This is a genomic window from Providencia sp. 2023EL-00965 (assembly GCF_033550225.1).
Classification (GTDB): domain Bacteria; phylum Pseudomonadota; class Gammaproteobacteria; order Enterobacterales; family Enterobacteriaceae; genus Providencia; species Providencia manganoxydans.
Genome location: NZ_JAWUEH010000001.1, coordinates 451,552 through 473,032 on the forward strand (window position 1 = coordinate 451,552; position 21,481 = coordinate 473,032).

14 protein-coding genes and 2 pseudogenes are annotated in these 21,481 nt (G+C 38.1%); 7 read left to right on the forward strand and 9 right to left on the reverse strand.

Going from position 1 to position 21,481, the window contains the following annotated elements; genetic code table 11:
- Positions 1-331: 331 nt before the first annotated feature.
- Entirely contained in the window at positions 332-580 is a 249-nt protein-coding gene (locus SC428_RS02100) for an ogr/Delta-like zinc finger family protein (protein ID WP_318705740.1), read from the reverse strand.
- 373 nt (positions 581-953) lie between these two features.
- On the opposite strand from SC428_RS02100, the gene SC428_RS02105 reads away from it, so the two are divergent.
- The gene (locus SC428_RS02105) at positions 954-1,892 is read left to right on the forward strand and encodes a hypothetical protein (protein WP_318705741.1); all 939 of its coding nucleotides are present in this window, start codon (positions 954-956) and stop codon (positions 1,890-1,892) included.
- 25 nt (positions 1,893-1,917) lie between these two features.
- On the opposite strand, the gene SC428_RS02110 is transcribed toward SC428_RS02105, so the two are convergent.
- Positions 1,918-3,006 (reverse strand): phage late control D family protein, encoded by a 1,089-nt coding sequence (locus SC428_RS02110; protein ID WP_318705742.1) that lies wholly within the window; start codon positions 3,004-3,006, stop codon positions 1,918-1,920.
- A 243-nt stretch (positions 3,007-3,249) separates the two neighbouring features.
- On the opposite strand from SC428_RS02110, the pseudogene SC428_RS02120 reads away from it, so the two are divergent.
- From SC428_RS02120 to SC428_RS02135, 4 genes and pseudogenes are all read left to right on the forward strand, one after another.
- Positions 3,250-3,873, forward strand: a pseudogene (locus SC428_RS02120) (phage portal protein); the annotation flags it as partial.
- A 555-nt stretch (positions 3,874-4,428) separates the two neighbouring features.
- A complete protein-coding gene (locus SC428_RS02125; protein WP_318705743.1) occupies positions 4,429-5,430 on the forward strand; it encodes a hypothetical protein in 1,002 nt (333 codons plus the stop codon).
- Positions 5,430-6,515 (forward strand): hypothetical protein, encoded by a 1,086-nt coding sequence (locus SC428_RS02130; protein ID WP_318705744.1) that lies wholly within the window; start codon positions 5,430-5,432, stop codon positions 6,513-6,515. Before SC428_RS02125 ends, SC428_RS02130 begins: the two co-directional genes overlap by 1 nt.
- Complete coding sequence (locus tag SC428_RS02135) at positions 6,502-7,173, forward strand: hypothetical protein (protein ID WP_318705745.1); 672 nt, start codon at positions 6,502-6,504, stop codon at positions 7,171-7,173. The genes SC428_RS02130 and SC428_RS02135 overlap by 14 nt, the downstream gene beginning before the upstream one ends.
- A 1,239-nt stretch (positions 7,174-8,412) precedes the next feature.
- Here the strand turns inward: SC428_RS02135 and SC428_RS02140 are convergent.
- Positions 8,413-10,497 (reverse strand): toprim domain-containing protein, encoded by a 2,085-nt coding sequence (locus SC428_RS02140; protein WP_318705747.1) that lies wholly within the window; start codon positions 10,495-10,497, stop codon positions 8,413-8,415.
- 57 nt (positions 10,498-10,554) lie between these two features.
- Between SC428_RS02140 and SC428_RS02145 the strand changes: the two are divergent.
- Positions 10,555-10,713: pseudogene (locus tag SC428_RS02145) on the forward strand (integrase); the annotation flags it as partial.
- A gap of 261 nt (positions 10,714-10,974) precedes the next feature.
- Here SC428_RS02145 and ahpF read toward each other — a convergent pair.
- The 6 genes from ahpF to SC428_RS02175 all read right to left on the reverse strand — a co-directional run bounded on the left by ahpF (position 10,975) and on the right by SC428_RS02175 (position 19,204).
- The gene (gene ahpF / locus SC428_RS02150) at positions 10,975-12,549 is read right to left on the reverse strand and encodes an alkyl hydroperoxide reductase subunit F (RefSeq protein WP_318705748.1); all 1,575 of its coding nucleotides are present in this window, start codon (positions 12,547-12,549) and stop codon (positions 10,975-10,977) included.
- Between the two features lie 90 nt (positions 12,550-12,639).
- Positions 12,640-13,203, reverse strand: a complete 564-nt coding sequence (gene ahpC, locus SC428_RS02155) for an alkyl hydroperoxide reductase subunit C (RefSeq protein ID WP_070928636.1) — start codon at positions 13,201-13,203, stop codon at positions 12,640-12,642.
- A gap of 182 nt (positions 13,204-13,385) precedes the next feature.
- Positions 13,386-14,510, reverse strand: coding sequence for an ABC transporter permease (locus SC428_RS02160; protein WP_175442538.1), 1,125 nt, complete (start codon positions 14,508-14,510; stop codon positions 13,386-13,388).
- 6 nt (positions 14,511-14,516) lie between these two features.
- Complete coding sequence (rbbA, locus tag SC428_RS02165) at positions 14,517-17,276, reverse strand: ribosome-associated ATPase/putative transporter RbbA (RefSeq protein ID WP_140180146.1); 2,760 nt, start codon at positions 17,274-17,276, stop codon at positions 14,517-14,519.
- On the reverse strand, positions 17,273-18,343 hold the full coding sequence (locus tag SC428_RS02170; RefSeq protein WP_140180148.1) for an HlyD family secretion protein: 1,071 nt from the start codon (positions 18,341-18,343) through the stop codon (positions 17,273-17,275). The genes rbbA and SC428_RS02170 overlap by 4 nt, the downstream gene beginning before the upstream one ends.
- Positions 18,344-18,727: 384 nt before the next feature.
- On the reverse strand, positions 18,728-19,204 hold the full coding sequence (locus tag SC428_RS02175) for a GNAT family N-acetyltransferase (RefSeq protein ID WP_070928587.1): 477 nt from the start codon (positions 19,202-19,204) through the stop codon (positions 18,728-18,730).
- Positions 19,205-19,598: 394 nt separating this feature from the next.
- Here SC428_RS02175 and SC428_RS02180 point away from each other — a divergent pair, with 394 nt between their 5' ends.
- Positions 19,599-21,335: an ABC-F family ATP-binding cassette domain-containing protein gene (locus tag SC428_RS02180; protein WP_318705749.1), complete on the forward strand. Its 1,737-nt coding sequence runs from the start codon at positions 19,599-19,601 to the stop codon at positions 21,333-21,335.
- Positions 21,336-21,481 lie beyond the last annotated feature (146 nt).

Consider the following 21,481-nt stretch of genomic DNA (forward strand, 5'->3'; position numbering starts at 1 on the left):
CGAGAAATCCCGCCATTAAAATCAAGAATTGCGATGCACAATTCAAAAATCTGCCTGCATACCGTCGTTAAATATCCCATAAAACCTATCAAACTTCAATAGACTACATACGTCATATATAATATTTTTTAGGTTTTTACTCAATAAATCATACTAGTTAGCTACTACTAGTATTTATTTTAAAGGAAATATAATATCTGATCATTAACTTTATAATATTAAATAACTCAACATTTATTTATCTCTAAAATAATGATGAAATTAACTCGAACTTGGCTATATATCAAAAATAACAGTGAAAATCAGTTTAATATTCTCCAATCATCACCACTCAAAACATCTCCATCTGTTTCTCTCCCCTATGTGATCTCGGTAGCTCATCCATCGGGATTTCAAAGCCTTCCGGCAGTTTTTGGGGGATTGTTTTTGTTAAATAAATTTCCACTGAGGTTATTGTCGTAAAAGAACAGCCACACAACAAATTTTGGCATTGATGGTAACTTCTACGGGTTTCACTACTCATGGATTTACTGGTTTTGGTATAAGTCACAGCGCCACACTGGGGACAATTGAACGCCATTTTTTAACCTTGGGTTTGGAGTATGCCTAGTTATAGAGTACTATTTTATTTAAGTTAAAATCAAACTTATTATAAAAGAGAGGTAAATGTGTTCGAGCTTGCTAAGATAAATTCATTTTTTAGTAATTTCGTGAAACTTACTACAGGTATAATAATATTTTCCCCATTATTACTAATGTCATTTCTAAATATATTTGACTCTACATCTTTCTTTCCATTATTAATCAGTGAAACTTACATTTTTTCTAATTTGGTAATTTCCGCAATATTTATCTCCTTATTTATTACCATGGTTTACATTATTCCATATTATGCATTTGTATTTTTAAAAAACAATATAAACAAAAATAACTCATATGAAATAGAAGAGGTCATGATATTAAATAAAAAACAAGATAAACATAGCAACATTTCACCCTTAACCTTTTTAATTGGGATCTCATTAACCAGTTTTTTATTATATATTTTAATAAAATCAGAAACCCCTGATAATAATTATTTATTTTTCATCCTATTTTCATTATGCACACTAATTTACTATACCTTAGAGATATTTAACCAAAACAAAGAAAAGTACAAATGGAGTCTGGCATATTTTTCTATTTGTTTTTCCATTGGTCTTTTAATAACTTTAATTAATATCATTGGTTTCTTTTACTTAGGCCAATACAATGCGGCAATAACATTCATTGCAATAATTATTTCCATCTATTTACTATTCTCTATTTCAAAAAAAATCGCCCCGAACCTTGAAAGTAAACTACTGATTTTACTAACATCTCTTTTCTTCATTCAGTATTCATTATTGATCTGTTTTATATATTTTACAAAAACAACTAATTCATCAAGTTTATTGGATGACGCAAGGAATTTTATTTTTTATCTTTTTTTAATCGTTGTAATTCCAAACGCCATACTGCTCATTACAAACATAAAGATAAACACTAAAACCAAAACTATGCTTTTAATAACTTACTTAATTTCACTTATGCTTATTAGTAACTTTTATAGCCTTATGAATTACGAGTTTTTTAAATTCATGAAAATTACATCTGATGAAGAAGTTTCTGTGAGCATCAAAAAGTGGAGAGATAACACATCCGTCAAGTATCATTCTAAAGAAGAATTCCATAATGTTTACATTGTATACCAAACAGCACAAAACACTATTTTATGCCAGAAAAAAATCTTTGAAAAGAGGCCATCTTTACTTGATATACAAATTAATAAAATAAAAGATAATAAAGCATCTAATGACACAGATAAATCTAAATGTTATTTCGCTAAAACTGAAGATATTACTTTCATTTAAAAATTGGATAGCTTAATAAAATAAGCTATCCAAGTAACTCTATTCCTATTAACGATATCTCCAATTCCAAATGGGTAATAAACCCGTTCCCATCAATGGTGTGCGTCACTCGGCTAATCACCCACTGGTGACTATCAATAGTCGGTTTAAAGCCAGTTACCGTAACGGGCATCTCGGGGTATAGGTCTGCGCGCCCCTCGGCCAACGTAATATTAAATTCTGCTACGCCTCTTTGTAATTTTGACCACTTCGCCGCAGCGGCACGTTTAGCGGATTGCTCGTTTTTAAAGGTTTGCCGCATCACAAAAACGTTACCCTCGGCACCCTCGATGTAATCGCCCTCTTTTTTGCTCGATTTCTCGTTTTTGGGTTTTTGCTTGCGTTTAAGGTTGGTTTTCTTTTGTTTGCCGTAGTTCAAATCTAGCCAGTAAGCTTGTACACCGGTGTACGCTTGCCGATCAGCCAATCGGAAATAATGCCTATCCCCACTTTCGCGCATGATGGTGATCACAGGTAACGGCTTGCCGCTTTGCGTGACTCCCTGATTAGGCACAATAAGTAACAGACTGCCATTTTTAATGGTGGCTATCGCGCCAAGCATTTCAGCCATGCGCGTTAAAAAGCTGATATCGCTCTCATTGGTCTGGTCGGCGTGGTCAATTTCAATGTACATCAATTGTTTGCTCACCGCTGGCTTGAGGTTATAACGCCCTGCTATCGCACTCACCACATCCGGTACTTTGATATCGTGCCAGCTGTATTCCCGCTTGACGTTGAAATCTTGCCGAAAGTCTGCGCTACGAGCGGTTACTGTGATTTGGTCGGGAGGGCCTGAGTGACTAATTTCATCAACGGTATATATCCCTTTATGCACCAAGGCTTCCCCCTGCCAGCCAAAGGAAACGAAAATCTCAGCCCCACGCGCCGGTAACGCGATTTTGCCGTCGGGATCATCAATCGTGAGTTCTAAAGTATCGGCTTCAAAGCCGCGATTATCCGTTAATGTTAGTGACATAAGCCGGTCATTGACGCTCAAAAGCTGCACGCCACCGACCGTTAAATCAAATGCAGGAACTTTGACTAAATTCCCCGCGGTCCAATCCGTAAAAGACATATTCACCACCTAGCCAATTCAATATGCCTAGATTGTCGTCGCGCGCGTAGGTGAGCAATCATTCGTGGTTCTCTTGTCCCTGTGAGAACCCTAAGTGCATGATTTGTTATCAAACATCCCTGAGAATAAAGATAAATAGACATTAGGAGATAATAACGATGATCGTATATCATCACGGTGTTGAAGTCCATGAGACAACCGACCTCAGCACTCTTATTCGAGATATCGACACCTCAGTGATTGGATTACCAAGATGTCTACGAGTTCCGCAAAAATAGCATGATTCATTTGAAAAACCCGTGTATTCACCAAGAGATATATGGCTCTCCCGATTATTTGGCGGGACTTATTTCCGCTAACTTGAATCATTCAGCCACCCTATTTCGGACCAACTATTATGAAAATGGCAGTCACCCGGTGTGATGGTGTATCTTTCCGCGGCTTTGGCTGACGACAAGGCCGTTGATTCATTAAAGAAATCACTCACTGAAAGCCCGCAAAGGCAAGGCATTTAAGAATATCTTTGTCTATGCCGCCAATGGTGAAAAGGATGGGATTCAAATTTTACCTTTCTCCCAAATCAGCGCCAAAGATGAGTTTGTCGGCATCAAGGACACCACGCGCGATGATTTGTTAGCCATGCACCGGATACCGCCACAACTGATGGGGATCATTCCGCAAGGCTCGGGTAGCCTTGGAGATATCGAGAAAGCTGCAATGGTGTTTTGGTTCAATGAATTACTACCGCTAATGGAAAGCATGAAATCAATTAACGACATGCTAGGTGTTGAAGTGATCCGCTTCAAACAATATGCGTTACTGGATTTTTTGACGCAGGCGAAGAACAAAGAACCGAATTATAAATAAACCTTTCAATTCACGTTAATTGATACTTCCCACTTTCAAACGTAATAGAACGGCCTTAGTGCCGTTCTACCTATTCCATATACCCGAAACTATTTTATATCTCATCTAGGCTGTACAGCCTGAATAATCGCAAATAACACCATTAACGAGCTAATCACGCCATAGCCAGCGCGGCCCATCTTTACCCCTTTGCGCGCGCTTGCTCCCCCGCCTCGCCCGCACACAAAAGGGGTGGGATTTTGTGCGGGTGTGCGGAGGGTTGGAAACAAGATAGGCGTTGGATTGTGTGAAAAATAAAAGTGATTGTAAATTGTGCGAATTTATTCAAATTATAAAACCCTTAGTTTGTATGTAATTCAAACACGAACCAACTTCAAGCAATAGAATATAAATTAGTCATAAATTACTCTATAGCCTTAGTAGCCTCCAAATTCTAAAGCTAATACAAATAATATTCATTTTTGAGAGGACACAGACATTGCTGCCTATAGCTGTTCCTCTATAAATTAGTTATATTAATGTATTAATATAACTAATTTATAGTAGAGGGAAATAATGGGTGGTGAAACTTCAGCAATTCAACGGGTAGCTAATAAAGTTTCTGATGAAATTTTTGATGTATTTAAATGGAAACGTTCTCTTAGAGAAGATATGAATTGGACTTGCTGTTTAGAAGGTCATGCAAAAAAAACACATCCGAGTGATGTTGTTTTTCATTATATTGACCCATATGAAGAAGAAGCTGTTTATTTAAATACTGATTTAAAAAGCTACGCTAAAGGAACTATTGATAAAGCCAGTGTTGAAGTGGCACTAACGTCTCTAGCTTTGGCAGTCGAATGTGCTAACTCAAGTGATGAATGGCGAACTAAATATGTTGTTGATGAATCATACGGTTATAATGTAAGAGGCCTTTTATTTTTATATAACCACGACAACCTTTATGATAAAGACTTCTATTCAGCCGTAACAAGCAAATTAGATTTAAATAAAATTAAAAACTCTAAAAATACCAAAATTCATTTTTTAGACCCATATAAAATATCTGACATTATTAATATTTCCAATGATTTAAAAACACTAATAGGCTCAGGGCAACTCCCACCACCTGATTTATTTTCCTTCTATTACCCAGATATGGACTTGACTAGGATAAAACATCCTATTAATAAAAATACAGTAGCAACAATTGAGCTACTAACATCACCTTATATAATAATAAAACATGAAAGTTTCAAATGGATAAATACTAGAAAAGAATCTGGATATACCATTTATTATAATCAGCCTGGTGATAGCCAAGATGAATTCGTTTATTTCCTCGACATGCTATCAAAGTATCAAATACTAACTGAAAATAAATTAATAAATATCAGAATAGCTCATATGAATGCTTGCGAAAATGCTCTTCACCACTTTGAAAAAGCCAAAAAGAAATATAGTTACAATTGGCTATCTGGTGAAGAGGAAAGGATTTTCTCTAATGTTAAGATCGAATTCATTAATAAAACAATTATGAATTTCAATTTAGAATCTATTGGAATGGAACAAAGATAATGAAAAATAACAGCTTATTTTTTGCAACAGATAAAAATATATATGATGCACTACATCATAAAAGAATAACGACTGCTATGCTAAATGAAATTCTATTAAGAAAAGGGATTATAGTATCCTCGGAACTAACTAAAGAGGAAATGATAAGTGAGGTATGTCGTTTGCCTCATTGTTATCTTGACCTTCAAGAAATAAAAGAAAAAGTACAATCTTACGATAGTAATAGAGAAAGCACTACAAAAGTAACATTAAAAACAGAGACGGACCAAACTGAATTAAAAAAGGTTATAGATGATGTTAAGAAAATTTACTCAAAAGAAAAAAATGGTACAATAAATATAAAAACAAACAAAGATGGCAAATTATCATTAGAATTAAACTATCAAGACATAGATCTATCCAAAACAGAATTAAGACAGATTGAGAACAAAAGCATCGATATTGATTTTGAAATCAAATCTGATGCTATTGATGTAAGAATGCCTCAGAATGCAAAAGCAAAAGCCGCAATTGATCTAATCCAACAAAGACTATCAAAACAACAAGATAAAGATGTATCTAGATTTGAAATTTCTTTAGAAGCTATTCCAGAACCTAAATATAGAAGTAAGTTTTTTCAAGATTTAATGCATGGACTTAAAGGCTATGAAATAGATGATGTCACTAATATAGTTTTAAACCGTGAAAATTTAAAATCAGAAGAAGATGAAGAAGAAAAGATAGAAACGGGGTTTGTTAAAAAGGCAGTATTAAATGGTGAAGGCGTAAACACATCAAGTATTTTTTCAGATTTGCACAACAAAGGTTATTATATAAGCAGAGTTGCATGGTCAGCCATTCCAATAAACAGAATTGGAGATAGAATAAATATAGAAGTATTTTTTAATAATGCAGATAATTGTAATGATTTCTCCTATCAAATAAGAAGCATAAACAATAAGAAAAGTGATGGGAATTATAATATAACAGGAAGAAAACCAACTGAAATTGAAAAAAAAGAAATAAGCAAAATAATTGAAGATGCAGCTGAAAATGCTTATAATATAATTAAGACCATAGGGGATAATCAAAATGAAAAAATATAAATGGATCTCTATAAAAACAGATTACTCTCTAGAAAAGCTGGTAGAAAAGCTTTCTCTAGACCCATTTACCGAGGAAAAAGGGAAAGGCTTTATTTTTAATAAAGTAAGGAAAGAATACTCTCATGGAAAATTTGTAGAAAAACTAATAATACAAGATAAATTACCATCACTCTTTGGTGAGGAAGAAATTATTGAGAGAACTGAATATAGAGTTACTGAATTTGAAATTAATAAAGAACACTTGCCAATTGTTTCACTAATAAACCCTCCGAGAACTCTTAAACCTTTTTCTATCGCTTTTTCTAAAAATCTAGGTTTAGGTGTTAGTATTGAAGATATAGAAATTAATCCATATTATTGGGCTTTAGAGATAAATAAATATGTTGATATCAAAATTATACAAGTAGATTTATCACAAATTAAAGTATCTGAGTACGCTCTAGCTAAAATGCAAATTAATAGTACTCATGATTTAAATGAGTACTTCAAAGCAAATAATGAATTTAAACACTCACGCATTGATAGAATCATATGCTCTATTTTGTCTCCAACATTTAATGGAAAAATTAAACTTTTTAGAAGTGGTATGTCTCATGTAGAAACCAAACATGAAAATGAGATATCTAAAATATTATTTGATGCGATGATGAGATTATGATTATTCGATTACTTAAGAACTCAAATGTTTTACTTTCGAGCTCATATATTATATTCACACCCTCCCCTTTCGGAAACCAGTTACAACGGTTACACTCCACCAAAACTACCTATAACCCACTGATTATAAACAACTCCATTGTAACTTTTTACTGGTTACAATGGGTTACAATACAAGGGTAAAAAAGTTACATCTTTATAAAACAATAAGTTATATTTTTAATTTGTAACCTCTCAAAACGGTTACACGTAACCACAAAGTAACCCATTTGTGACCTTTTATCATTCCTGTATTTCTATATACTATCAATGAGATACAAAACTATTTTAATTTTATAACCATTGTAACCGCTTTCCTAGCCCCTCCCATAAATTTTGATTACTCGTCAAAAAGATTAAATAATAGTCCATTCTTACTTAACTACTAACAAACGAAATTCGTATCACAAATAACGGTGACGTGTTCGGAAAAGCGTTACAACCGTTACACCATCCAAAACCCGATCATAACCTATTGATAATAAATCATTCTCATGTAACGTTTGAACCGTTACAACGCATTACAAAATAGAGTGTTAAACGTTACATCCTTATAAAACAATAAGTTAGTTTTCTAATTTGTAACCTTTTAAAACCGTTACACGTAACGGCAAAGTAATGCTTTTGTAATGTTTTCATATATCTACATTTTAATTATTAATCAATTAGTTATAGAGAAATATTAAAATTGTAACGTTTGTAACGCCTTTCCGAACCCCTCCCACAAATTCTCTATATTTATTAAATAGTTTAAATAATAGTCAATTATAACTTTACTGTTTATAAATCTATCCGCTCTGTATTCATGATCATGCAAAGCTGTCAATTTCCCTGCCCCCTTCGGAAAACGGTTACAATGGTTACATACACAAAAAAGGCTTATAACTTATTGATAATAAAAAACTCCGATGTAACTTTTTTCCGGTTACAACAGGTTACAGAGCGAGCCCAAAAGGTTACACCATAATAAATCAACACGTTTGCAGCTAAGCAGACTTGTTGACGGTGGGATATATGTATATAAAAGAAAGGCTGCACTAGGCAGCCGATAGAAAGAAAAATAGACGATAACTAGCTTTCACTGTTTTCTTGAAATACCCAACATCTAAGCACATCCGGCTTCGTTAAAGTACTCCCCACCGCAAGCGTGCTATTAAACTGACTGTTTACCACACTTCTCACCGTCTTAACGCCTACAAACTTACGCATACGCCCCCGCTTTCAAGAGGTTCTTAATGTCCGTATTCAATTGCATAGACTGACGGTATTCGCTGGCTACTTGCGCAATATGGTTAAAATTCACCGCATAAACGCCCTTTTCACTACTATGATTCACACCAAAGGCCTCATTATCGTGTAAATAATCAAACAGTTCCCAAAACTCCATCACTTGTGGTTGGTCGAGTTGGATCGCTTGAACGCGTTGTTTGGCCAGCTCAATAATAAAGTCACGAGTTTGGCGAATATGAGCCGCTTTTACAGGAAGAACTAACGCTAACGTTTCTAGCAAGGCAATTAATTGTGCGTGATTCTTGGCGATCCGCTCATGGTTAATCGCCTTATCCGCAAATAATTGCGCCTGTAAACTATCTACGCGCTCATTGTATTGCTTTAATATCGCCGCTTCTTTCATCAATACCGTAGGCAAAAAACCGGATAACCTTTCAATGGGATAACGTTCAAGGGCTATGGCGGCATAACGGGTTTCAACACTTTGCTCCGCTTTATCGGTATAAAGATGAATAATCCGTTCTAAAACGGCGCGTGACGCGTTAATTTCTGCATTCTGTGCAATAACAATACTGCCTTTAAACAACGGCTCATAAGTCTCATTACCGCTATTTTTCACCCCTAGTGAACGCGTTGCACGGCCGTTATACAGTGACTTAAGTTCTTCCCAATCAAACGCTTTTAGTTTTGCGTTATCTTGCACGCGATCACTTTCAATTAAACACACTGGCAAATTACTTATCTGTGAAAAGTTTCGTCCTCGAGCAGCAACACTCGATTTTGATGCATCAAACCCCTCATAATCTGCGCGGCCACATAAACGCCATAAAAACTCAATCAACGTACTTTTACCAGAACCAGGCTCACCGCATATTTCTAAAAATGGGTAGCTTTTATGGGTCTTGCGTATTTGCTCCGCAAAGAACGAACCCAGCCAGAACGCCAACACCACATAACCTTTTGCACCAAACGCATCCCAAAGAGAACTTAACCAACTGGTATCAAATTCGCTAAAATCGGTATTAATGGCCAATGATGGGCTAAGGCTTAACGTCTTGATATCCAACTTATTGAGGGAAAAATAATCCTCCTCATTTAACGTAAAACACTTACCATCCTGCACTGCAACATCATTAAACACATACACACCATACTCTTTGTTATAACCCACATAGTTTTGCGTGATCACCTCTTTAATATCTGGCAAGGCTTGCTTGCAAATGCGGTCCAATTGCAAAGTTGTGCCGGTATAAACCGCCCCTTTGGCCACATGCAATAAACGCTTCTTGAATTCACTGGCACTGGTTAACTGCGAGGCGGTAAACGTGGCTTTAACTTGCGGCTGACGAGGGAAATCGACCCTCATGTAATACCATGATTCATCGGTTTCAACCGACTTTTGGAAATATAACGGCGTGGGATAACAATTGGCAATTTCAACTACCGTACCTGACTCTTTTACCGCTTTTTGTCTGGCTTCATCTTCATCTAAATTGGGTTCGGCATCATGAATACGCTCAATGGTTTTCATCATTTTATCGATATCCAACTTAAACCAATACAAGCGGTTATCATGTTGAAAATCGAACTCTGAACGCTCTGTCCAGTTAAACATTAAACCCGCCTTTTCAAACGCGGTTGAGGCTAACAACAACTTACCGTAATAGCGATAACGGGCGATATCGCGCTCCGTTAGCTTGCCTTTCATATGCAAGTCATTCCAATCGTTGCCACACTCTTTTTCAGCAGGTCTTGCGGCCGTGGCTTTCCAGCCATCATCGATACTGCGGGCAACAAACTTTTTCATGGCGCGGTCGCCAGCTGCACCATTATCTAGCGCCCAAACCAACAACGGCTTTTTATTGTTGCCTAGCGCAGCTCTCAGCGCATTCAACGCGACTTCAGGGTAATTATGGCAAGTCATTAACGATACCGCCGCAATGCCATTTTGAATCAAACTAAGGGCATCAAAAATACCTTCCGTTAGCCAAATCTCTTTGGCTTGGGTTAAATCCTGTTGTGGTAGTGTCCACCATATGCCCTTTATAAGAACCAAAATAAAATCCGTTTCACGTTTACCAAAACGGGCAAAGCACGCATTGTGCCGATCACAACCCATTTTATGATGAATGGCGGTAGCATTATTACTTTGCAGAGGATCTTAGGTCACTCGACATTACAGCAAACCCTGACCTACGCTCACTTTGCACCGGACTTTCTTCAAGATGCAATTACGTATAATCCATTAAAAGGAGGAATAGAGTTAGCTTAATAGATTGTTCATTTTAGGATGATTTTAACGACGAAAACCGAAGCAAATTTAACTTTTGCATGTCCACAAATTGTCCACACTGGGATGCATTTCTCCGCTGCAAGTACCACCAAATCAGCGTTTAGATCGTCCACAAGTTGTCCACACTTGAACACTTTTAGGCACTTTTGAGCCTTTTTTGTGCAAATTACGTACAAAAAAAAGGCACTCGCCCCCGAGTGCCTTTTGACTACAACTCACTGAATATAAAGTAAATTACATCTATTCAGCGGTTCTGGTACTTGTGCGGATTAGGTAATCAAAGGCGCTAAGTGCGGCTTTGGCTCCTTCACCTGCTGAAATAATAATTTGTTTATATGGGACAGTAGTACAGTCACCCGCGGCAAAAATACCTTTCACACTGGTTTCTCCGCGAGCGTCGACTTCAATCTCACCCATACGGTTACGGGCAACAGTATCACCTAACCAATTCGTGTTTGGCAGCAGGCCAATTTGAACAAATGCACCTGCAACATCCAGTGAATGAACACTTTCATCCGTACGGTCTTTGTATTCAAGACTGGTCATTTTGGTACAATCACCCTTCACTTCTAAAGTTTGAGCATTGACGATAATATCAACATTTTTCAGACTACGAGCTTTGTCTTGTAATACAGAATCAGCTTTTAATTCAGGTGCGAATTCAAGAACGGTTACGTGCTCAACAATACCCGCTAGGTCAATCGCAGCTTCAATTCCTGAGTTACCGCCACCAATCACCGCAACGCGTTTGCCTTTAAATAATGGGCCATCACAGTGTGGGCAGAATGTTACACCTTTAGTGCGATACTCTTGTTCACCCGGTACTCCCATATTACGCCAGCGAGCGCCAGTTGCGATGATAATGCTACGTGATTTCATCACGCCGCCTGATGCGGTTTCAATTTGATGTAAGCCACCCGCTTTTTCTGCTGGGATCAGTTTAGTCACTGATTGCCCATCAATCACATCAACACTATAGTCATCAACGTGATTTTTTAATGCTCCTGCAAATATCGCCCCTTCAGTTTTGATCACTGAAATATAGTTTTCGATATCAACAGTATCCATGACTTGCCCACCAAAGCGTTCACCAATAACACCAGTGCGAATACCTTTACGTGCAGTATAGATAGCCGCCGATGCACCCGCAGGACCACTTCCGATGATTAATACTTCAAACGGTTCACGCTCTGTTAATGCTTTTGCTGCACGAGCATCTGCGTTGCTATCCACTTTATTAACGATTTCACTTAGCGTCATACGACCTTGGCCGAACTCTTTTCCGTTAAGGAAAACAGCAGGTACGCCCATAACATTACGTTCATCTATTTCTTTTTGGAATAATGCGCCATCAATGGCTGTATGCGTAACATTTGGGTTTAACACTGCCATTAAGTTCAGTGCCTGAACAACATCGGGGCAATTATGACAAGACAGTGAATAATAAGTCTCAAAGTGGAACTCTCCTTCAAGAGCTTTCACTTGATCTAACAGTTCTTGTGCCTCTTTGGATGGGTGACCACCAATTTGCAATAATGCCAACACAAGAGAGGTAAATTCATGACCCAATGGTGAGCCAGCAAAACGCAGTCCACTATCAACACCTGGGTTTGTGATTAAAAATGATGGTGTTCTTTCATTGCTATCATGCGTTTCGCGAACAGTAATTTTATCTGATAAAGTAGCGATTTGATTTAGCAGTTGTTTGATTTCATTTGATTTATCACTACTATCTAAATTCGCCACTAATTCAACTGGCTTGGTTAATTTTTCTAAGTAAGCTTTTAATTGCGCTTGCATATTGTTATCGAGCATATGATCCCCTTGGTCATAAAATCGGGTGCATAGCACCCGATAACATAAACATTTTCGAATATCGTTTTTACTTTCGAAATTTGTTTTAAATTAGATCTTACCGACTAAATCTAAAGATGGAGACAGTGTTGCTTCACCTTCTTTCCATTTAGCTGGGCAAACTTCACCTGGATGGCTAGCAACGTATTGCGCTGCTTTCACCTTACGTAACAGGTCAGCTGCATCACGGCCAATACCTTCAGCAGTGATTTCAATTGCTTGGATAATACCTTGTGGGTCAACAACGAAAGTACCACGGTCAGCCAAACCTTCTGCTTCACGCATATTTTCAAAGTTACGAGTCAGAGCACCAGTTGGGTCACCAATCATGGTGTATTTGATTTTACCGATGGTTTCTGAGCTCTCATGCCATGCTTTATGGGTAAAGTGGGTATCAGTTGAAACAGAATAAATCTCAACACCCATTTTTTGGAATTCTGCGTAGTGGTCTGCTACGTCACCAAGTTCGGTTGGACAAACAAAAGTAAAGTCAGCTGGATAGAAGAAAAATACGCTCCATTTTCCTGCTACGTCTTTTTCGGTAACTTCGATAAATTTGCCGTCTTTAAACGCTTGGTTTTTAAATGGTTTGATTTGAGTATTAATTAAAGACATTTTTACGTTCTCCTATTTGGTTGCTTATTAAGTTACTGGTTTACAGACTTTTTATCCAATCAGTTGCTACTATCAATTTGATAGGTAATACCTAATAATTGTTTCATTATTGATAGGAATAACATTAAAACGCTTGCTATAGATTTCAGCAAGCGTTTTTAGTCATTTTATACCTAGATACGTTATGCCATGGTGGCAATGGTTTTACGGAAGCGCATTAATGCAAATGAAAAGAACACCATACCGATGATTAATAACACAACAAATTGCGGCCATACTATTTGGAAACCAGCACCTCGGTACAAAATAGCTTGTGCAAGACTAACAAAATGGGTTGTTGGCATGGTTAACATAATATCTTGAACCAATTGAGGCATACTTTCCCTCGCGGTCATCCCACCCGATAGCATGTTTAAAGGCAGCAGGACTAAGATCATCAATAAACCAAATTGTGGCATTGAACGCGCGATCGTTCCCATAAAAATACCGATTGACGTGGTTGCAAATAAACTTAAAGCCACCCCGCACATAAATAGCAATATTGAACCTTCAATAGGGACTTGTAGTAATGTTTTGACCACTAACAACAATGAAACCGCTGATGCAATCAATACCACTAACCCCATAGACCAAATCTTAGAAAGCATGATCTCGAAAGGTGTTAATGGCATCACCATCAAGTGTTCAACCGTACCATGTTCCCGTTCTCTGATTAGCGCAGCACCAGTTAATACAATCGATAGCATCGTGATGTTGTTAATAATCGCCATCACTGAGCCAAACCATGATTGTGTTAAATTTGGGTTAAAGCGCATACGAACTTCAAGATCTACCGGCAAACTTGTATTACTACGATATTTGGCAAGAAACTCATTCACCTCACCAAGAGTAATATTTTGAATATAGCTATTGCCCAAAAAAGCTTGGCTCATACGTGTTGCATCAATATTGACCTGAATTTCAGGATGACGCCCCGCGAGCACATCTCGTTGAAAATTAGGTGGAATATCTAATGCAAAGGTATAAGTTCCCCTATCAAGCAAACCATCAATTTGTTCAGGAATGATATCAGCAGGCGCCTTAAAATAAGGAGCATAGAAGCTATTAATAATACGATTAGATAACTGTGATTTATCTTGATCGGCCACAGCAATCGGGGCATTGTGCAGTGAGCCCGGCGTCACCGTGGCCGATGAATAGATTGATACAGTAAAAGCAAATACAATCAATGCCATCATCGCTTTATCACGCCCCAAGCTGCGCAGCTCTTTAACCCCCAAATGAAATATGTTCTGTAACTTACGTATCATCAGTTAAGACTCCTGTTTTTTCAGGAAAATGACACTAAGGCCAATCACAATTGGAATTGTTATCAATAAAGGAATAAAGGAGGCTTGTAAGTCAAACAAATTTAATCCTTTAGAGAAAGTTCCTCGCGTGATCGTCAAAAAATGCGAGGTTGGATAGACCATACCTACCCAACGACCAATACCCTCCAATGATGATACTGGATCAATCATCCCTGAAAATTGCGTGGCTGGGATCAGTGTGATGATAGCGGTACCGAAAATCGCCGCAATTTGGCTTTTCATAAAACAGGAAATCAAAAGCCCCATCCCTGTTGCAATCGTGATATATAAAAATGCGGCTAATGTTAGAGTTAAGAAGCTACCTTTAAAACTCACGCCAAATACAAAAACACTGAGCGCACACAGCATCAAAAAGTTAAACATCCCTAATAAAATATAAGGAAGCTGTTTACCCAATAAAAACTCCAATTTGGTGATCGGGGTAACATAAAGGTTAATCATCGAACCCAGCTCTTTTTCCCGTACCACGCTAAGAGCACTGAGCATTGCAGGGATCATCATCAACAATAATGGAATGACTGCTGGAACGATCGCCGGTAAGCTCTTAACATCTGGGTTGTAACGATAGCGCGTTTGAATATCAATCACTGGCATACCAGCGACGCCCACTGGTTGTTTGGCCGCCATTGTACTTAACCACGCTAAATGCATCGCTTGCACATAACCACGTACCGTTTCAGCTCTATTAGGCATTGCCCCATCAACCCACACACCGATTTTTACGTTATGCCCTTTAGCAACATCACGAGCAAAATTAGGCGGAATTTCAAGCGCAACGGTGACTTTACCACTACGTAAAGCAGTTTCTAACTCGTCATAATCTTTCAGCGGAGGTTGCTCAATAAAATAACGCGAGCCAGCAAGGTTCAATGTATACCCTTGGCTTAGCCCTGTTTGGTCACGATCAAGGACGGAAAAACGTAAATTCTCTACGTCCATACTGATCCCATATCCCATGATAAACATCAAAATCACAGTACCCAGTAATGCTAATGTTGAACGTACAGGATCACGACGCAGCTCCATGCCTTCTCGAATACTATAACTAAACAAGCGACGCAGACTAAAACGACTTTTTAGCGCCTCATCAGTTTGTTTTTTGAGTTCAGGGTCAACATGGAATTCGGGAACAGTATCATCTTTTGTTGACCCAGCATCTCCAACCGCCTCTTGTAGATAAACAATAAATGTTTCTTCTAGTGTATCCAGTCCACGTTTTTTAATCAGGTTATCTGGTGTATCACAATCAAGTACCTTCCCTGCATGCATCAGTGAAATACGGTCACAACGCTCCGCTTCATTCATAAAGTGAGTGGAGATAAAAATAGTGACGCCGTCACGTCTGGAAAGGTCTACCATCAAGTTCCAGAACATATCCCTAGCAACTGGGTCAACACCCGACGTCGGTTCATCTAGAATGAGCATTTCAGGCTTGTGGATCACAGCCACAGCTAACGATAACCGTTGACGAATACCTAGCGGTAGGTCATCTGGCATAGTGTCACGTACATCTTCTAATTCGAAACGCTGACACATTTCATCGACACGTTGCTTAATTTGTTCTTCGGGAATGTGAAATAATTTAGCGTGTAGGACTAAGTTTTGCTCTACACTCAATTCACTATAGAGTGAAAACGCTTGCGACATGTAACCAACGCGCTTACGCGTTTCAATATCTTTAGGATCGATTTCTTGTCCAAACAACCATGCTTGCCCTTCGCTTGCTTGTAGCAAACCTGTCAGCATTTTCATGGTCGTGGATTTACCACAACCGTTAGAACCTAGAAAACCAAAGATTTCCCCTTTAGGTATTTTGAAATTAACATGGTCAACAGCAACAAATTGTCCAAAACGCATCGTGAGATCTTGTGCTTCAATCGCTATCACATCATCCGCTGAAGTATCTCGTGGTGGAATAACCACTTTTTTATGACCACTACGTTTTTCTTCTGGTAGCAATGCAATAAACGCAGCCTCTAAATCGTCACATTGAGTTTGCGACTTAAGCTCTGAGGCATGGCCTGTTGCCATCACTTTGCCATCATCCATTGCCACTAACCAATCAAAACGTTCCGCCTCTTCCATATACGCGGTAGCTACGAGCACGCTCATATTTGTTTGTCGCTCACGAATTCGTTCAATCAGATCCCAAAACTGAGCACGCGATAAAGGGTCAACACCTGTGGTTGGTTCGTCAAGTATCAATAAATCGGGGTCATGAATTAACGCACAGCACAAACCAAGTTTTTGTTTCATCCCGCCAGAAAGTTTACCTGCTGGGCGGTCTTTAAATGGCGCTAACCCTGTACTTTCAAGTAAGTCATTGATTCTATATTGACGTTCTTCTTTGGATTGCCCAAATAAACGACCAAAAAAATCCACGTTTTCATAAACTGAAAGTGTGTGATAGAGGTTTTTTCCTAACCCTTGAGGCATATAGGCTATTTTCGGGCAAACAGCACGACGGTGCTCTTTGTCTGCCATATCGCCCCCTAACACAATTACCGTTCCTTGTTGGATCTCTCTTGCACCTGCAATCAAAGAAATCAAACTAGATTTACCCACACCATCAGGGCCAATTAAACCAACCATTTTCCTTGCAGGTATTGATAACGTAATGTCATCCAACGCACAATTATCACCATAATGTTGGCTGACATGGCTTAAATCTACGATCACATCATCCATCAAATTATAGGTCATTGTGGGAGCCTCACCTCAAGATCGGTTGGCCATTGAACATCAGGATCTAAACGAACATAAGCTTTGCCCGGCAAACCCGTTTTAACATATTCAAGATGTTGTTCTAATAATTCAGGTGAAATGCGTGCACGCACACGGAACATTAACTTCAAACGTTCATTTTGAGTTTCTACTGTTTTTGGTGTGAATTGAGCAACGCTTGCCACAAATGTCGTTTTAGCAGGGATCACAATATTCGGTGCCGCATCTAATACAATATGGACTTCACTACCCAATGCGACTTTTCCTGCATCTTCGGTTGGTAGAAAGAAAGTCATGTAAACATCACTGAGATCAACCATATTTAGTACACGACCACCTGCACCTAATACTTCTCCGGGCTCTGCAACGCGATATTGGATACGTCCATTACGTGGTGCTTTAAGTACACTATCATCTAAATCAGCAGTGATGCGCCGTTCTGTAGCGGTCGCAGCATCAACACGGGTTTTTGCTTGTACAACACCTGCTTTTGCTGAATCAATCGCGGCAAGTGAAGCAGCCACTTGAGCTTTTGCTGCTTCCAATGCGGCTCTAGAGCCTTGCACTTGAGCGGTATCATCATCGACTTGTTGTTGTGAAACAGCTTTAGTTCTTACGAGTGCGCGAGAGCGATTCAAGCGTTTTTGAGCAGCATCGAGTTCTGCTTCACGTTGTCTAACCACGGCTTGTGCGGCTAATCTTTCACTTTGACGCTGAACCAAACCTGACTCAGCCGTTGATACGTTGCTAATTGCTTGACGTAATTGCGCTTGAACTTCATGAAGTTGCTCTTGCAATGCTCGGGTATCCATTTTAGCAAGAATTTGCCCTTCCTTAACAAAATCCCCTTCTCTTACTGTAATGGATTCAATCCGCCCTGCCATTTTAGTCGCAATATCGATTTCTGTTGCCTCTATACGGCCATTGCTTTGAGCAAAACCGGCAGGTAAGTTGCTGGAGTTAACGCTCCAATAATAATAACCACCCAAGGCAATAATCAAAATAATGACAACATAAAAAACGATCTTCTGTTTATTTACTTTCATACCATCCCTTCTTTTCTCTTTTGTGAAAGAAAATAACTAATTTTTAATTTAATATTTCAGTATTGCGTAACTAATTTAGTTGTACTTAAAATAATAAAACAAAGAAAATAAAAAATGACTAAAATATATTATTATACAACCCTCTTATTACGACTCTCCACTTTGGATCTGTAAAAAATCAATTTCTATCTATTTAATTTAACAGCATTTTACCTTAATTCACCTTAAGTAAAATAGCACATATATCACAAATTACCATATTCAAAACATTAATTTCCCGACTTGGCACTTATTGCATAAAAAAATAGATTAAACACAAAAAAATAATGCTAACAAAAAAAATTGTTAGCATTATTTTGTTATAAAATTAACTTTGGGTGGAAATTAGTTTACGAATTTAGCAATAGACTGCTCATCCATACGATAACGGATCCATTCGGCTTGAGGCTCAGCACCAATACTATTATAAAAGTCAATTGCTGGTTGGTTCCAATCCAATACGCTCCACTCTAAACGCTGGCATTTTCTTTCGCTGGCAATTTCAGCAATATATTTTAATAGTTTTTTACCCGCACCTGCTCCACGATAATTCGGGGAAACATATAAATCTTCCAAGTAAATTCCATTGTTTCCTAACCATGTGGAATAACTGGAGAAAAATACAGCATAGCCAGCAGGCTTACCGTCAACATAACAAATTAGTGCTTCAGTGTTTGAATTATCACCAAAAAGTGAGTTTTCGATATCTGTCACTGATGCTTTAACTTCATGGCGTGCCTTTTCATATTCCGCGAGTTCGATGATCATATCGAGGATCAAAGAGGCATCTTTTAATGTAGCAGGTTTGATTTCAACGTTCATTTTTTGTTCCCTTAGTGTATCTGAATAGATTTTACTTCATTATTTCTTTTCTCTATAACGACTAGTAGTTTTATTAATGAAATAACTCAACGTATTAGAACTATTTACAACAGTAATTAAACACCATGACACATTGCCATTGATAATAATTTATTTAGTTTGTTATCATATAAACATTGTTCAACACAGGAAAAAACAAGGAGGCTTATTATGATGTTGTGTGATCTTATTGACTATTCACACTTCTTTGGTAATCGCCAAAGCTCAGGCTTTCACAGTGATACACTGCGATAACCCTGCCTGAGCGAAGTGACTCAAGGAAACCTTCCTCAGCTTACTGGGTTGTCGTTCTGACTATACCCTGGCATTGCTATGCCTAAAAATTGAGTAAGCTATGAGCACATTATTATCTGTAAAATCATTAAACTATGATACATCTACCACATCATTACTGAGCGATATCGATTTCACCTTAAAAGCAGGCGATCGTATTGGCTTAATTGGCCATAATGGTAGCGGTAAAAGTACATTATTAAAGCTATTAACTGGCAAATTGTCCCCTCGCAGCGGTAGCATTGTTTACGCAACTCAATGCGTGACTAGCTATATTGAGCAACATTTACCTGATGACGTCGCTTGCCTGTCATTGATCGATGCCATCATGCATCAGTTGCCAATTCATGAACGACAAACAGAACGCTGGCGAGCAGAAATCTTATTAACGGATTTAGGCTTCAATGAAAGTCAATGGGAACAAAAAGCGAATCAAATTAGTGGCGGTCAACATACACGTTTGCTGTTAGGTCGTGCTTTAATTCAACAACCTGATTTAATGCTATTGGATGAACCAAGCAACCACTTGGATCTACCAACATTAATTTGGCTAGGTAACTTCTTGCATAATTGGAAAGGTAGCTTTGTTTTAGTATCACATGATCAAGAACTACTTGATAAAGTGACGAACAGCACATGGATCCTACGCGATAAAACATTGCATTTCTTCCGACTTGCTTGTACTGCGGCACGTCAAGCGCTGAATCAAAAAGACATCAGTGATGCACAACGCCACCAAGCAGAACAAAAAGAAATTGACCGTATAGCTTCAAGCGCCAAACGTTTAGCAATATGGGGGCATGTTTATGACAACGAAGGTCTTTCCCGTAAAGCTAAGCAAATGGAAAAACACATTGATAAACTAAAAGATGCACAAACAGAGCTAACTGAAGGTTATCAATGGAAACTAGCACTAAACGGTAAGTCGATTCCGGCTGACAGAGTATTAGAGCTTGATAACGCTCACATTGAAACCCCCAATGGAAACCCTCTTTTTACGACTGGATTTCATCAAGTAAAAAGTGGCGACCGTATCGCGATTATCGGGGCTAATGGCTGTGGTAAATCGACGTTGTTACGTTTGTTATGGCAACGTTTTCAACATGATATGCGTTATGACTCACAAGTTAAGTTTCATCCAGCAATCAGTACAGGCTATTATGACCAACAACTACACCAGTTGAATGATGATGATAGTTTGTCAGACGCTTTGAGGCCATTTGCTACTTTAGTCGATGAACAACGTAAAATGGCCCTCATTAGTGCCGGTTTTGCTTACAACCGCCATCAACAAAAGGTGGCGACATTAAGTGGTGGAGAGCGTGCAAGGCTGCTATTTATTGGCTTAAGTCTCGCTCAATATGAGCTAATTTTGTTAGATGAACCTACTAACCATCTTGATTTAGAAGGGAAAGAAGCTCTAAGTGAACAAATTTCACAATTCGAAGGTGCACTACTGGTAGTTAGCCATGATAAATGGTTAATCGAAAATAGTTGCCAACGTTTTTGGTATATCAATGATAATCGGCTAGAAGAATATCTTGATGTGAATGAAATATATCAGCAGATAGAAATGCAATCTCAGTCAAATAATATCACTGAAGCTAGCCGTTTCTCTCCAGCTGAAACAACAATCACTGAAATGGCTTCCCATGAAGATGAACTGTTAGAAACATTATTACAACTTGAAGAAAAGCTGCAAGCTGATAAGCAACGTAAATTAGCACATCAAAAACCACAACTTCAGCAACAATGGATGGATGAAATAGAAAAAATACAGGCACAATTAAACCTCTAAATTGAGCTCATAAAATAAAGGCCTCCTGTAGAATATTTATCAGGGGGCCTATTAGTTCTAATAATGCTCCATTTTATAGCGTATCTTTCCACTAAAAATTTAATTAATATATCGATAATAAAGGATATGTTAAGCATCTTGCGTCG